At 70.4% G+C, this 14,089-nt stretch carries 11 protein-coding genes; 3 read left to right on the forward strand and 8 right to left on the reverse strand.

The genetic code is table 11. The annotated features are described in order from the left end of the window. Positions 1-50: 50 nt before the first annotated feature. From OG395_RS33945 to pepN, 4 genes are all read right to left on the reverse strand, one after another. Positions 51-1,079, reverse strand: a complete 1,029-nt coding sequence (locus OG395_RS33945) for an aspartate-semialdehyde dehydrogenase (RefSeq protein WP_327246328.1) — start codon at positions 1,077-1,079, stop codon at positions 51-53. A gap of 454 nt (positions 1,080-1,533) precedes the next feature. Continuing rightward, the gene (locus OG395_RS33950) at positions 1,534-4,833 is read right to left on the reverse strand and encodes a S8 family serine peptidase (RefSeq protein WP_327246329.1); all 3,300 of its coding nucleotides are present in this window, start codon (positions 4,831-4,833) and stop codon (positions 1,534-1,536) included. A 168-nt stretch (positions 4,834-5,001) separates the two neighbouring features. Further along, a complete protein-coding gene (locus OG395_RS33955; RefSeq protein ID WP_327246330.1) occupies positions 5,002-6,045 on the reverse strand; it encodes a hypothetical protein in 1,044 nt (347 codons plus the stop codon). Between the two features lie 155 nt (positions 6,046-6,200). Then, on the reverse strand, positions 6,201-8,822 hold the full coding sequence (pepN, locus tag OG395_RS33960) for an aminopeptidase N (protein WP_327246331.1): 2,622 nt from the start codon (positions 8,820-8,822) through the stop codon (positions 6,201-6,203). Between the two features lie 131 nt (positions 8,823-8,953). On the opposite strand from pepN, the gene OG395_RS33965 reads away from it, so the two are divergent. Beyond that, positions 8,954-9,604, forward strand: coding sequence for a mycothiol-dependent nitroreductase Rv2466c family protein (locus tag OG395_RS33965; RefSeq protein WP_327246332.1), 651 nt, complete (start codon positions 8,954-8,956; stop codon positions 9,602-9,604). 50 nt (positions 9,605-9,654) lie between these two features. Here the strand turns inward: OG395_RS33965 and OG395_RS33970 are convergent, their stop codons facing one another. Further along, on the reverse strand, positions 9,655-9,816 hold the full coding sequence (locus OG395_RS33970; RefSeq protein WP_327246333.1) for a hypothetical protein: 162 nt from the start codon (positions 9,814-9,816) through the stop codon (positions 9,655-9,657). Here OG395_RS33970 and OG395_RS33975 point away from each other — a divergent pair. Further along, the gene (locus OG395_RS33975; protein ID WP_327246334.1) at positions 9,815-10,273 is read left to right on the forward strand and encodes a GNAT family N-acetyltransferase; all 459 of its coding nucleotides are present in this window, start codon (positions 9,815-9,817) and stop codon (positions 10,271-10,273) included. The two genes, OG395_RS33970 and OG395_RS33975, sit on opposite strands and share 2 nt — an antisense overlap. On the opposite strand, the gene OG395_RS33980 is transcribed toward OG395_RS33975, so the two are convergent. Beyond that, positions 10,260-11,468 carry an MFS transporter gene (locus tag OG395_RS33980; protein ID WP_327246335.1) on the reverse strand — a complete coding sequence of 403 codons (1,209 nt, stop codon included), beginning with the start codon at positions 11,466-11,468 and terminating at the stop codon, positions 10,260-10,262. The two genes, OG395_RS33975 and OG395_RS33980, sit on opposite strands and share 14 nt — an antisense overlap. 61 nt (positions 11,469-11,529) lie before the next feature. Between OG395_RS33980 and OG395_RS33985 the strand changes: the two genes are divergently transcribed. Continuing rightward, the gene (locus tag OG395_RS33985) at positions 11,530-12,555 is read left to right on the forward strand and encodes an ArsR/SmtB family transcription factor (protein WP_327246336.1); all 1,026 of its coding nucleotides are present in this window, start codon (positions 11,530-11,532) and stop codon (positions 12,553-12,555) included. Here OG395_RS33985 and OG395_RS33990 read toward each other — a convergent pair. Both OG395_RS33990 and OG395_RS33995 read right to left on the reverse strand, forming a co-directional pair. Then, a complete protein-coding gene (locus tag OG395_RS33990) occupies positions 12,545-13,384 on the reverse strand; it encodes an MOSC domain-containing protein (protein WP_327246337.1) in 840 nt (279 codons plus the stop codon). The genes OG395_RS33985 and OG395_RS33990 overlap by 11 nt on opposite strands. Continuing rightward, positions 13,381-14,031 (reverse strand): CatB-related O-acetyltransferase, encoded by a 651-nt coding sequence (locus tag OG395_RS33995; RefSeq protein ID WP_327246338.1) that lies wholly within the window; start codon positions 14,029-14,031, stop codon positions 13,381-13,383. The genes OG395_RS33990 and OG395_RS33995 overlap by 4 nt, the downstream gene beginning before the upstream one ends. Positions 14,032-14,089 lie beyond the last annotated feature (58 nt).

Genomic DNA, 14,089 nt, shown 5'->3' on the forward strand with positions numbered 1-14,089 from the left:
CGGCGGGCGCCCGGCCGGGCGCCCGCCGATACCTTCTTCCGTGCGACGCGTCAGCCGTTCAGCTCCGCCGCGACGAGCTCCGCGATCTGTACCGCGTTCAGCGCCGCGCCCTTGCGCAGGTTGTCGCCGGAGACGAAGAGCGCCAGACCGTTCTCCACGGTCTCGTCGGCCCGGATGCGGCCCACGTACGACACGTCCTGGCCGGCCGCCTGGAGCGGGGTCGGGATCTCCGAGAGCTCGACGCCCTCGGCGTCCTTCAGCAGCTCGTAGGCGCGCTCGACGCTGATCGGGCGGGCGAAGCGGGCGTTGATCTGGAGGGAGTGGCCGGAGAAGACCGGGACCCGGACGCAGGTACCGGACACCTTGAGCTCCGGGATCTCCAGGATCTTGCGGGACTCGTTGCGGAGCTTCTGCTCCTCGTCGGTCTCGAACGAGCCGTCGTCGACGATCGAGCCGGCCAGTGGCAGCACGTTGAAGGCGATCGGCCGCTTGTAGACGGCCGGCTCGGGGAACTCGACGGCGCCGCCGTCGTGGGTGAGCTTGTCGGCGTCGGCGATCACCTTGGACGCCTGCCCGTGCAGCTCGGCGACCCCGGCCACACCGGAGCCGGAGACCGCCTGGTAGCTGGCGACGACGAGCGCGTCGAGACCGGCCTCGTCGTGCAGCGGGCGCAGCACGGGCATCGCAGCCATCGTGGTGCAGTTCGGGTTCGCGATGATGCCCTTGGGGCGGTTCTTGATCGCGTGAGCGTTGACCTCGGAGACGACCAGCGGGACCTCGGGGTCCTTGCGCCATGCGGAGGAGTTGTCGATCACGACGGCGCCCTGGGAGGCGACCTTCTCGGCGAGCGCCTTGGAGGTCGCGCCACCGGCGGAGAACAGGACGATGTCCAGACCCGTGTAGTCCGCGGTGGAGGCGTCCTCGACGGTGATCTCCTGGCCTTCCCACTCGATCGTGGAACCTGCGGAGCGCGCGGAGGCGAAGAGCCGCAGCTCGTCGGTCGGGAACTTCCGCTCGGCCAGGATCCTGCGCATGACTGTGCCGACCTGACCGGTGGCGCCGACGATTCCGACCTTCACAGGGACTCCTTCAAACGTACGAACTGGCGCGGTTGCCGCTCCATGATGCGTATGTCCACGGCTTCCTTGTCCAATCCATTGTCCGGCAGACGGACAGCGAGCGGGAATCGAACGTTTCGCGGCGCCCCGGCGTCACAGGGGAAACACGCTCCAGGGGAGGCAGTCCGTGCTGAGAAAAGCAGGAAAAGGGCGAAACGGCGGAGGGTGCGCGTCCGGAGCGGCGGTCCCGGTGGGTGCGGCGCGGGCCGCTCGCCCTGGCCGCCTCGGTGGTGACCCTGGTGTGCGCGCTGGGCAGGGGCGGACCGGGTCGCGGCCTGGGAGCGGATGTCGGCCGCCCTGCCGGAGGCCCGCTCCGGCACCTGCCCGGGCCGCGGCTGAGCGCGCAGGGGGCACGGGAAAGGGCGGGCGCCCCTGCCGGCGCCCGCCCCCTCTCGGTATCACTGCACAGCAACCGCTACGGCGTGACCTTCTCGATCACGACGCTGCCGGTGCCCGCCGCGGTGCCGCGGCTGTTCACCAGCTGAACCTCGCCGAAGAACTGACGTCCCTCGGGAGCCGCACCGGCGACCACGACGTCGGCGCCGACCTGCGCCGAGGCGCCGTTGGCCAGGTTCACGGCCTTTGACTCGTCGACCTTGAGCGTGCCGAGCGACGGGGCATAGTACACGTCGCGGTAGTTGTACGTGGTGGTCCCGGCCGGGACCGAGTAGCCGTCGACCTGGATCGTGTACGTACCCGCGGCGGGCTTCACCAGGCTGACCGCTTCCTCCGAGCCCGCGCTCGTGGAGGCGCCGACCTGCTTGCCTGCTGCGTCGAAGACGTACAGGTCCAGGTCGGCGTTGGCGTCCGAGGTGCCGCCGATGGCGACGTCCAATTTCTCGACGCCCTCACCGATGGTGACGGTGGTGACCTGCTTGTCCTTCGTCTTGATCGACGGGGTGGCGACCTTGGCCGAGCCCAGCGAGCCGCCCTTGAGCTTGCCCTCCAGGTCGCCCGCACCGTTGGTGACGGTCCAGTTCACCGCGGTCGGCGTGCCGATCTTCGCCTCCGGCAGAGTCTGCACGGCCGGGTCGAAGGACGCGCCGAGCAGGGAGACATCGAGCGTGAACGGGTTGTCCAGCAGCGGCGACGTACGCCGTGCCTCGACCTCGATCTCCCAGACACCGGCCTGCGGGTCGGCGTACGAGCGCACGTCGGGGCGGCAGGTGTTGGCCGGGTTGTCGTAGTTCGGGTAGCAGAACGGCGTTCCGCTGTTCTCCATCTGCACCCCGTACGGGTGGATGGAGATGAACCGCGTCTGGCTGCCCGAGCGCAGGGCGCTCATCGCGACCTCAAGGGTCTTGGCGCCCTCCGGAACGTTCACGAAGTACGACGTGGTGCCGTTGCGCTGTACCGAGCCGGATGCCGTGAACGCGTAACCCGGCTTCACCAGGTCGTTGGAGACGACGACCGTGGCGAGGATCTGCTGGTCCACACCGGTGGTCTTCGCGTCATCGACCTGCAGGATCGCGCTGTGCACGCCCGCGCTGCCCGGCTTCGCCCGGACCTTGACGGTCACCGGCTTGCCCAGCGGCAGCGAGACGGCACTGCTGCCGGTGAGCGCGAAGGTGCCGTCGTTGTTCTTCCAGGACAGCTGGTGCGTGACGGCCTTGTCCGGGCCCGTGGTGCGGGTGATCGTGACGTCGTACGACTTCGTCTGGCCGGCCTTGAGGCCGCCCTCGCGGTCGTACAGGCCGGTACCGAAGCCGGGGGTCTCCAGCGCGAAGTCGATCGCCGTGTCGACCGGGGCCTTCACGGAGTACTCGTGCGCCGGGGCGCCCTGCTTCGCGATCAGCTTCCAGGCATCGACGATGTTGATCAGACCGGCACCCTGAGCGTGCGCGGGCACACCCTCGATGTGCGTGGCGCTGCTGGTCAGTGCGGTGCGCAGGTCGGCCGGGGGCAGCTCGATGTGCTGCTGCTTCGCGGCGGACAGCAGCAGTGCGGTCGCACCGGCGGCCTGCGGCGAGGCCATCGAGGTGCCCTGCAGCATGGAGTAACCGGCCGGCAGGTCGTAGCCCGCCTCCTTGACCGGGCCGCCGGGCAGCCAGGTCTGGGTGCTGTTGATCGCGGCACCCGGGGCCGTCAGGGTCGGCGTGAAGCCGCCGTCCTCACGCGGACCGCGCGAGGAGAACGGCATCATGTCGTACTTCTTGGTGACGTTCGAGCCGTAGTTGGCGGCCCACGTCTCCTTGGAGACGGACGCACCGACGGAGATGACGTGATCGGCGAGGCCGGGGTCACCGATGGTGTTGACACCCGGGCCGTTGTTCCCGGCCGAGATGACCAGTTGGACGCCGTACATGTCGATGAGCCGCTTGTAGATCCTCGCGCGGGCGTTGTTGCCGTCGTTGAGCGGCGGCAGGCCACCGATCGACATGTTGACGACATCGACACCGCGGTTCACGACGAGGTCGGTCATGCCCTCGGTGAGCGCGATGTTGGTGCAGCCGCCGGTCCAGGTGCAGGCGCGCGAGGAGACGATCTTCGCGCCGGGCGCGGCGCCGTTCATCTTGCCGCCGAACAGCCCGTTGGCGGCGGTGATGCCGGCGACGTGGGTGCCGTGCTCGCTCTCGATGACACCGATGTTGACGTAGTCGGCCTTGTCGCCGGCCGCGTTGTACACGACGTCCTTGCGGGTCTCGACGACGAACGGGATGCGCTCGACGACATCGGTCGCCGGATCGTCCTTGCCGAAGTAGCCGACCTGGTGGCCGTCCTTGTACGGCTTCATGACGGCGTCGTCTCTGAAGTCCGCGTCGTTGTTCAGGTCGACGCGGACGGTGCCGGCGACCGGGTCGTAGAGCACGGCCCAGACGTCGGTGGTGTCGCCGTCCCGGTTCAGGTCTCCGGCCATGTCGCCACCCTTGGTGGCGTCCTCGGAGAAGAGCTGGATCTTGTACGAGCCGTCCGGCGCCGAGTAGGTGCGGCCGCCGATGGTGAAGGTCGGGCCGGTCACCGAGGCGGTCATCCGCAGCCAGGTGCGGTCGCTGTCGCTGACCGGGTCGGTGGCCGTCACCCAGTCGACGATCTTGCGCTCGCCGGTGGTGGTCTTCTGGAGCGCCGGGTGACCGAGGTCGACACCCGAGTCCAGGATGCCGATGGTCACGCCGCGGCCGTCGGCCTTCGGGTGCTCCTTCACGAAGTCGACCGCACCCGTCTCGAAGGACGGGTTGTACGGGTTCTTCGCCGGCGTCCTGCTGCTGGGCGCCGGGTAGGTGCCCGTGGACGTCGTCGTCGCCCCGGCGGCCCGGTCGCCCGAGGGCGTCGGGTCGTCGAGCATGATCTCCTGCTTGAGATCAATGCCCTGGACGGACGTCAGCTTCGAGGCCGCCTTGATGGTCGCCTCGGCGGTCGCGGTCGGTACGGTCACGCGGACGTAGCCGAGCTTGTCGTACGTACGGCCCAGCACAGACCCCTTGACGGCGTCCAGTTGCTTGGTGACCTGCTCGGTCGCACCGGGCGCGGTGGCGACCATCATGGTGATGTTCTTCTCGCCCTTGGCCTGTGCCTCGGTCAGAAGATCGGCATCGGCCGCACCGAGCTTGTCGCTGTCGGCGGCTGCCTTGACGGGGGCGGTGGCCGGGTCGTCGGCGGCGAAGACCGGTGCGGCGCCGGAGGCGGCCAGTGCGGCCACCAGACCGGCAGCGGCCGCGACTCGGGCGACGCGTCTCGCCCCGGGTATGGAACTGGGGGATTCGGAGGTCATCAGCATCCCTGTATGTGAAAGAGAAAGTCCGGAATTCGGTACCGGATGACCGCTCAGCCTTTCGTAAATGGCAGGGGTTTGTGGAGGGTTGGCGTGGGCGAGTTGCCGCCGTGGCGCACATCCGCCAATGGGGCTGATGCGTCATGAGGGACGAACCCGGCGATAATTCCCGTATCACCGGGGCAGAATGACCAGATTCGCTGCGGGGTCACGGTCGGCGGCCGCCATCAGTGCGGTACGCACCACGACCGCTTGCTGCTCCGGTGCTTCTTGGAGCCTCTTCGGTGTGAGGTGGACGACGGTGACTCCGAGCCGCTCCAGCCGCTCCCGCCCGGCGGTGTACGCGGACCACTCTGTGCCCTCGGCGGCACGCTCTTCCTGGTGCCGGTCGTCGTCGAGCGCGCTGTGCCGGGGCGCCCTGGTGTCGAGCTCGACGGCGACCGCCTCGTTCGGCCAGTAGGCGTCCACCCCGCCCAGATGCGGCCCGCCCGGCAGTCCGAGGTCCACGTTCCACATCGGCTCCGGCAGGTCGTACGTCCGCACCATCTCGTACAACCGGCACTCCGCCGACGCCCGCCCCTCGGCGAGCAACGAGTCCACGGTGTGCAGGACATAGGCCCGGCCCAGGAGCTTGGCGCGGCTCAACTCCCGTACCACCGCGGCCGGCTCGCAATGCCCGGCGCGGACCGCCTCGGCGAGCAGCCTGCGTGCGGTGGAGGCGTCCCCGATCCCGGCGACCGCGTCCGCGAGCGCCCGCGCCACGGGCGCCACCGGCAGCCCGGCGAGCCGGACCGGGCTGGGCAGTTCGGCCGTCCGCACCAGGTGCGCGTACCGGGCGGACCGCAGCCGCCGGGTACGGGGCACCAGCACGTCGATCCGGTCGAGCGAGCCCAGCGGCGGCGCGGCGGAGAAACCGTACAGGGTGAGCGCGGCAAGCCCGGTGACCATGCCTTCGCCGTACCCGGTCTCCGCCGCGCCGCGCCGCCGTCCGGCGTACAGCAGGGCGGACCGCAGCCGCTCCTCGCCATCGGGTGGCCCCGGGTGCAGCACATAGACACCGGGCAGCGGCTGTTGCCACGGGCCACCGCCCCGGCACTGCGCGGCGGCGCGGGCGGGAGATACCCCGTGAGCCTTCAACTCCTCGACGGAGAGCACGCGTTGCTCCACGTGGGCGGAGAGGCGGATGGGGTGCGAGGAGAGCGGGGTGTTCTGGGTCATGTTCCGGGGTATGCCGCACGCGGTCGTGCGGCTAACCCCTGTTACACGCCCGTCGACGATTCAGGACAAGTCCGCCCTGAAGTACGGGAGTTCGACAACCGAAAAGGCACGATCCCGCCCCCGACGTCCCCGGCCCCGTCCGGCGCGGGGCGCGCTCAGAACCGGCCGCCGGCCCCCGCGTCACACGCCTGCGCCCGCAACGCCCGAGCCAGATCGTCCCGGGCCTCCAGCACCAGCCGCCGCAGCGCGGGCGCCGAGTCCGCGTGCGCCTCCAGCCACGCATCCGTGGCCGCCAGCGTCGGCTCGTCGTCCTGCAGCGCCGGGAACAGCCCCCTCACCACAGCCATCCCGATCTGGATCGACCGCTCGGCCCACACCCGCTCGATCGCCTCGAAGTACCGAGCCGTGTACGGCGCCAGCAACTCCCGCTGCGACGGCTGCTCGAACCCCGCGATCGTCGCCTCCACCAGTGCGTTGGACAGCGCGTCCGACTCCACCACCGCCGCCCACGCCTGCGCCTTGACCGCCGCCGACGGCCGGGAGGCCAGGCACCGCACCTGGTGCCGCTTGCCGGACGCCGTGTCGTCCCGGGCCAGTTCGGCATTGATCACCGACTCGTCGGCGACCCCGTGTGCGGCCAGCGGGGACAGGAACGCCCACCGCAGCTCCTGGTCGACCTCAAGACCGTCGATCCGCGCGGACGCCCCCAGCAGCGAGGACAGCAGCTGGAAGTCCGCGTCAGAGTCCGCGACCGTCGCGAAGAACCGCGCCCACGCCAGCTGGTGCTCGCTCCCCGGCTCGGCGATCCGCAGCTCCCGCAGCGCGCCTGCGGCCAGCGCCCGGCCGCCCTCCTCGCGCCACCCGGGGGCGGCATAGTGGACGAGTGCGGTGCGGGTCCAGGCGTGCAGCATCTGCAGGACGCCGATGTCGGACTCCTGGCCGGAGAAGTCCAGCACGAGCGAGATGAAGTCGCGGGCCGGCATCAGCCCGTCCCGCGTCAGGTTCCACAGCGCGGACCAGCACAGCGCCCGCGCCAGCGGGTCGGTGATGTCACCGAGATGCGCGCGCAGCGTGTCGAGAGAGGCCTCGTCGAAGCGGACCTTGCAGTACGTGAGGTCGTCGTCGTTGACCAGGATCAGCTCGGGCCGCTCGGCCCCGGCCAGCGCCTCGACCACCGTGCGCGCCCCCGCCACGTCCACCTCGGCGCGCGCGTACCGCACCAGGGCGCCGTTGGTCCTGCGCCGGTACAGACCGACCGCGACCCGGTGCGGCCGCAGCTCCGGGTGCGACTCGACCGCCTCCTGGAGCACCGCCAGCTCCGTCACCCGGTCCGCCGCGTCATACGTCACCACCGGCGTCAGCGAGTTCACGCCCGCCGTCTGCAGCCACGACCTCGACCAGGTGACCATGTCCCGCCCGGACGTCTCGGCCAGCACCGACAGCAGGTCGCCCAGCTGTGTGTTCCCGTACGCGTGCTTCTTGAAGTAGCGCCGGGCGCCCTCCAGGAACGCGTCCCGCCCCGCGTACGCCACCAGCTGCTTCAGTACGGAGGCGCCCTTGGCATAGGTGATGCCGTCGAAGTTCAGCTTGGCGTCCTCCAGGTCACGGATGTCGGCCGTGATCGGGTGCGTGGACGGCAGCTGGTCGGCCCGGTACGCCCAGGACTTGCGGTTGTTGGCGAAGGTGATCCAGCCGTTCTTGAAGCGGGTCGACTCCACCATGGAGAACGCGCCCATGAAGTCGGCGAACGACTCCTTCAGCCACAGGTCGTCCCACCACTGCATGGTGACGAGGTCGCCGAACCACATGTGCGCCATCTCGTGCAGGATGACGTTCGCCCGGCTCTCGTACGACGCCTGTGTCACCTTGCCGCGGAAGATGTACTCCTCGCGGAACGTGACACAGCCCGGGTTCTCCATCGCACCGAGGTTGTACTCGGGCACGAACGCCTGGTCGTACTTGCCGAACGGGTACGGGTAGTCGAAGTTGTCGTGGAAGAAGTCCAGGCCCTGCTTGGTGACGAGGAAGATGTCGTCCGCGTCGAAGTGCCGGGCGAGCCCCTTGCGGCAGAGGGCGCCGAGCGGGATGTCCAGCGTCGTGCCGTCGTCGAACGTGCGGCTGTAGGAGTCCGTCACATAGTGGTACGGGCCGGCGACGACCGCCGTGATGTACGTGGAGATCGGCTTCGTCTCGGCGAACCGCCAGACCCCGCCGTCCCGGGACTCCTCCGCCCCGTTGCTCCAGACCGTCCAGGCCTCGGGCGCGGTCACCTCGAAGCGGAAGGGTGCCTTCAGGTCGGGCTGCTCGAAGTTCGCGAAGACGCGCCGCGCGTCGGCGGGCTCGTACTGCGTGTAGAGGTAGACCTCGCCGTCCTCCGGGTCGACGAACCGGTGCATGCCCTCGCCGGTCCGGCTGTACGCGCACTGCGCGTCGACGACCAGGACGTTCTCGCCCTCCGGCAGGTCATTCAGCGCCACCCGCGTCCCGTCGAAGACGACCGCGGGGTCGAGCGCCTGCCCGTTCAGGGTCACCGACGTCACGCTCGGCGCCAGCAGGTCGGCGAAGGTCGACGCCCCCTCCCGCGCGGAGCGGAACCGGATCGTGGTCACCGAGCGGAAGGTTCGCGGTTCGGCCGGCTGCTCCCCGCCGCCGTCCACGGCGTCGCCGTCGGCCTCGTCGATCGCGGAACGCACGTCGAGCACGACGTCGTATCCGTCGACGGTCAGCAGTTCGGCCCGCTCGTGGGCCTCGTCGCGGGACAGGTTCTGACCGGGCACAGGTGCACTCCTTTGTGTCACGTTCGAATGCTTTGATCCTCCCACGCGCGTTCCGGCCCCGGTCGCCGGGAATGACGGGGACGGTCGGTGGTGTTCTCGCGCACAGATGCGATTGCCTCTTGAGGAGAGACATGTCTGAGAACAGCGCGGTGCATGGGAAGACCCCCGCCGATTTCTGGTTCGACCCGCTCTGCCCCTGGGCCTGGATGACCTCCCGCTGGATGCTGGAGGTGGAGAAGGTCCGCGACGTCGAGGTCCGCTGGCACGTGATGAGCCTCGCCGTCCTCAACGAGGACAAGCTCGACGAGCTGTCGGAGGAGTACCGCGACCTGCTCGAGACGAAGGCGTGGGGCCCGGTTCGCGTCGTCATCGCCGCCCAGCAGAAGCACGGCGACGACATCGTCGGCCCGCTGTACACCGCGCTCGGCACCCGCTTCCACAACCAGGGCGAGGGTCCCACCCGCGAGGCGATCGTGGGAGCGCTGGGGGACGTCGGCCTGCCGGCCGAGCTCGCGGAGTACGCCGACTCGGACGCGTACGACGCCGAGCTGCGCGCCTCCCACAAGGAGGGCATCGACAAGGTCGGCCAGGACGTCGGCACGCCGGTCATCGCCGTGCCCGGCTCCGACGGCGAGCAGATCGCCTTCTTCGGCCCGGTGGTCACCCCCGCCCCGAAGGGTGAGGACGCGGCGAAGCTGTGGGACGGCACGCTGCTGGTGGCATCGGTCCCCGGCTTCTACGAGATCAAGCGGACCCGGACCCAGGGCCCGATCTTCGACTGATTCACCCGGTGCGGTGCGGGCTCCGGCCGCCGTCCGGACCCCGCACCGCTTCACGCGTGCAGCGCTTCCAGCTTCGGCAGCCGCAGCGCCACCCGCTCCGCGTCGTCGAAGCTGAAGCCCCACTTCGGGGCCGGGGCGGGGTAGTCGAAGCTGAACGAGCGCTCGGGCACTGCCGAGGGCAGCGGGAAGAGGGAAGGGGAGCGGGCGGACATGAACGTACGACCGGCACGCAGGTCCGAGGCCGAGGCGCTGACCGAGCTGGCCCTGGCATCGAAGGGTCACTGGGGTTACGACGAGGCGTTCCTCGCCGCCTGCCGCGACGAACTCACCATGCACCCGGCCGACATCGACCGCCGCCGCACCGCCGTCGCCGAGGAGGACGGCCGCGTCCTGGGCTTCACCACTCTGGACGGCACCCCGCCCGAAGGTGCCCTCGGCATGATGTTCGTCGCCCCGGACGCGCTGGGCCGTGGCATCGGCCGACTCCTGTTCGAGCACACCATGACGGAGGCCCGCCGCCTCGGCTTCGCATGCCTCACCATCGACGCCGACCCGAACGCGGAGCCGTTCTACCTCGCGATGGGCGCGGTACGGATCGGGGCGACCCCGTCGGGGTCCATCCCCGGCCGAGAGCTGCCGTTGCTGGAGTACGTCCTCACGTCGCACTGACTCCTTGCCGGGGGACGGGGCCTCCTTCGACCGGCTCGGGGGTTCGGCGCCCGGCCGCGGCCAGGGCCAGAGTGACCGCGAGCGAGGCTCCCGCCATCACGGTCATCGCCGTCCCCGGTGAGGTCCGCTGGGCGACGGCGCCCGCGAGCGCGGCCGCGACACCCTGCATGGTGAGCATGCCGGAGGAGTGCAGTCCGAGGGCCTGACCGGTGATCTCGTCCGGGGTCAGGGCCATCAGCCGCTCCTGGAGCATCAGACTCGCCGAGAACCCGACCGAGGCGAGCGCGGCCAGAGCGAATGCGAGCGGCAGCGCCGGACGCGCGGCGAAGAACAGATACGGGACCGCCAGGAGCAGCAGCATCGGCATGGCCAGCCGCCCCCGCCGGCGCTGTGCGACGAACCGGCCCGCCACGGTGTCCCCGATGAGCATCCCGAGCGCGGCACAGGCGAAGAGCAGCCCCGCGTGCTCAGGGGCGTACGGGACGAACAGCGACTCGCAGCCGACGATCAGCCCGTTCGGCACCCAGAGCGCGAGGTAGACCCGGCGGCGGGGTCCGGACGACCACAGAACGGCGTTGGTCCGCCACGTCTCGGCGACCGACGGCCGCCCCGCGGCGCGCGGCGGACGGCGGGCCAGCCCGAACCGGGCCACGGCCGCACCGGTCAGATACAGAGCGGCGGCGACCAGCAGCGTGCCGCGCGCGGACAGCGTCGTCACCAGCAGACCACCGAGCGCGAACCCACCGATCTGCATCAGGCCGACGCACATGTTGAGTACGGAACGCCCCAACAGATAGCCGTCCTTGGGCAGCACCTCATTGAGCAGCCCGTACCGCACCCCGCCTCCCACGGCGGCGACCACACCCTCGGTCAGGACGATCGCGAAGACGACCGCCAGCGGAAGCCCGGGGACGGCCAGGGTGGCGGTGGCCAGCCCGAAGGCGAGCGCCATGCCGGTCATCGCGGCCCGTGGCGGCAGCCGGTCCGCCGCCGACATCAGCACGGTCGCTCCGATCACCTGGGCGAGCGAGGAGCCGAACATGGACAGGGCGGCGAGCAGCGGCGAGTCGGTCGCGGCGTAGACGAGGGTGCCGAGGGCCAGCCCGCTCATCGTCGACCCCGCGACCTGTACGGCACTGGTCGCGAAGAGCGGCCCGAACTGCGGCGCGCGGAAGAGTTCCCGGTAGGTGCGCATGAGGGGAGTCTCAGAGGCCGACCACGGCGACCGTTAATGTTTCGCGGGGAGGCGAAACGTCATGGGCCTGTGGCAGATCAACACGGACACGCTCGCGGGGAGCCGGTTCGTCGTCTCGCCGCTCGCCGAGGCCATCTCCGCCCTGAACGCACTGGAAAGGGGACGGGCCGAGCACCCCGGCGAACGGGCCTGGCTCGACGCCCATCTGTCCGGCTACCGGGCCCGGCAGGCCGCTGATCCGGTCGCCGCCCGCCTCGTACCCGCGGCTCTCGGCGGGAGCTGGAACGCGGACTTCATCACCCCCACACCGATGGGCGAGGGCGCGCCGTCCTTCGAGGAGGAGCTGGCCCCCGTCCGGGCGACCACGTCCGAGCGCGCCCGAGCGGATCTGGTGGTGTCCCTCGGCGGCGCTCCGCTGCCGGCCCTCCTGGACCGCGACGACCTGGCGCAACGCTCCGCCGACGTCCTGCACTGGGTCTGGCACCGGACCGTACTGCCGGACTGGCCGCGCCGCCGCCGGATCATCGAGGCGGACATTGTCGCGCGCACCGGACAGCTGAGCCACGGCGGCTGGGCCGCCGCCCTGAGCGGTCTGCGTCCGGGCATGCGGTGGCTCGGCGGGAGCCGGCTCCAGATCAACGCGCACGACTACCCGCCGAAGCAACTGTCCGGCGTGCGCCTGTTCTTCGTCCCGGTCACCCAACGTTCCGGCTGGGTCTCCTGGGACGACGACGCCGAGCGGTACGCCGTCGTCTACCCGTGTTCGGGCGCCCTGGCCGAGCCGGGGCGGGCGCGGGTGCCCGACAGCCTTGGCCGCCTGCTCGGCCCCGCACGGGCGACGGTCCTTGTCCTCCTCTCCAGCCCGAAGAGCACCACTCAGCTGGTGGCCCTGACCGGCCAGGGACTGGGGTCGGTGGGCCGCCACCTCAAGGTGTTGCTGGACAGCGGCCTGGCCGGCCGTCGACGGGCCGGGCGGTCGGTCCTGTACTTCCGTACGGACGTGGGCGACGTGTTGGTGGAGGCCCAGCGGGAGGGGGAGAGGGGTGCGAACGTTCCCGGGGTGAAGGCGGGGGCCTTCACCGGCTGAGCCACTCCGCGACCTCGACCGTGTCCCCGACGGTCACCACGCCCTCGCGGACCACCGCGTTCTTCGCGCCGAAGCTCACCTTGTTCCTGTACTCCGGCTCGCGCCGGTACGTCGCAAGGGTCCGGACCGGTTCCGGGCCCGCGCGGCGGCCGGTGCGCTGGTCGACGAGCGGGACGTTGCACCGCATCGCCCGTACCGAATGGGCGAGTTCCACGGAACCGAGGATCATCCGGCGTGCTTGGTCCTCGAAGTGCGGTTCGTCGTTGCCGGTCAGGACGATGTTGGCGCGGAAGCGGTCCATCGGGACGGGCGCGGCGTCGCCCCGGGCGGTGATGCGGGCGTTGAGGCCGTCCAGGGAGGCCGTCGAGGCGACCAGCACCGCGTGGGCGTCGGCGAAGTTGACCTTGCCGGGGGTCTCGCCCCAGCCGTCCCGGTCGAAGCCGGGGGCCACCCGTACCAGGCGGGACTTGGCTCCGAGCGCGTCGGAGAACCATTCCGCGACCTCGTCCCCCTGGTCGGCGGCCGCCCCGAGCGGGCGGTCGAACATGCTGACCTCGCGGCGCGGGCCGTCTCGGTCGACCTTCAGGCGGAGCGGTTCGACGCCCTGGGCAGACAGCGCCAACGCCGCCCCGGCTTCCAGTACTTCGACGCTGATCGCGGCCATCGAGGAATGCGTGCGCTGGCTGCGGAAGGCGCCGTCCGCCGCGTCCACCACCATGAACGTCCGGTCGTGTTCGAGGCCGGTACCCAGGACCTGCGCGGAATCGACCGTGGTGCCGGCGCAGCCCTTGACCGGGTAGTAGGTGAGCTCTCGAACGGTGATCGTCACGATGTCCCCTCCGGGGCAACCGCTTCGAGGTCGTCGACGCTGCCGGACATGATGGTGCGGATGTGTCGGGTGAGGTGCTCGGTGGGCCAGTCCCACCAGGCGACGGCGAGAAGCCGGGCAATGGTTTTTTCGTCGTACCGGGTACGGATCAGTTTGGCCGGATTGCCGCCGACGATGCCGTAGTCGGGCACGTCACCGGTGACGACCGCGCCCGCGCCGATGATCGCGCCGTGCCCGATCCGTACGCCTGGCATCACCATGGAGTTGTAGCCGAACCAGACGTCGTTGCCGACGACCGTGTCACCCCGGCCGGGCAGCCCGGTCAGCAGATCGAAGTGCTCGGCCCAGGAGCCGCCCATGGTGGGGAACGGGAAGGTGGAGGGGCCGTCCATCCGGTGGTTGGCGCCGTTCATGAGGAACCGCACTCCGGTCCCCAGCGCGCAGAACTTCCCGATGACGAGCTTCTCGGGGCCGTAGTGGTACAGCACGTTGCGGGTCTCGAAAGCGGTCGCGTCGTCGGGGTCGTCGTAGTACGAGTAGTCGCCGACCTCGATCAGTTCGGACTTCACCAGGGGCTTCAGCTGCACGACCCGGGGCTGGCCGGGCATCGGGTTCAGCACGGTGGGGTCGGCGGGGACAGAACTCATGGCGCCCATCATCGCATTCACCTCGCACGAGTTGGGTTCCTTTTGGGAACTCGCACGT

This window comes from Streptomyces sp. NBC_01320, assembly GCF_035974375.1.
GTDB lineage: Bacteria > Actinomycetota > Actinomycetes > Streptomycetales > Streptomycetaceae > Streptomyces > Streptomyces yanii.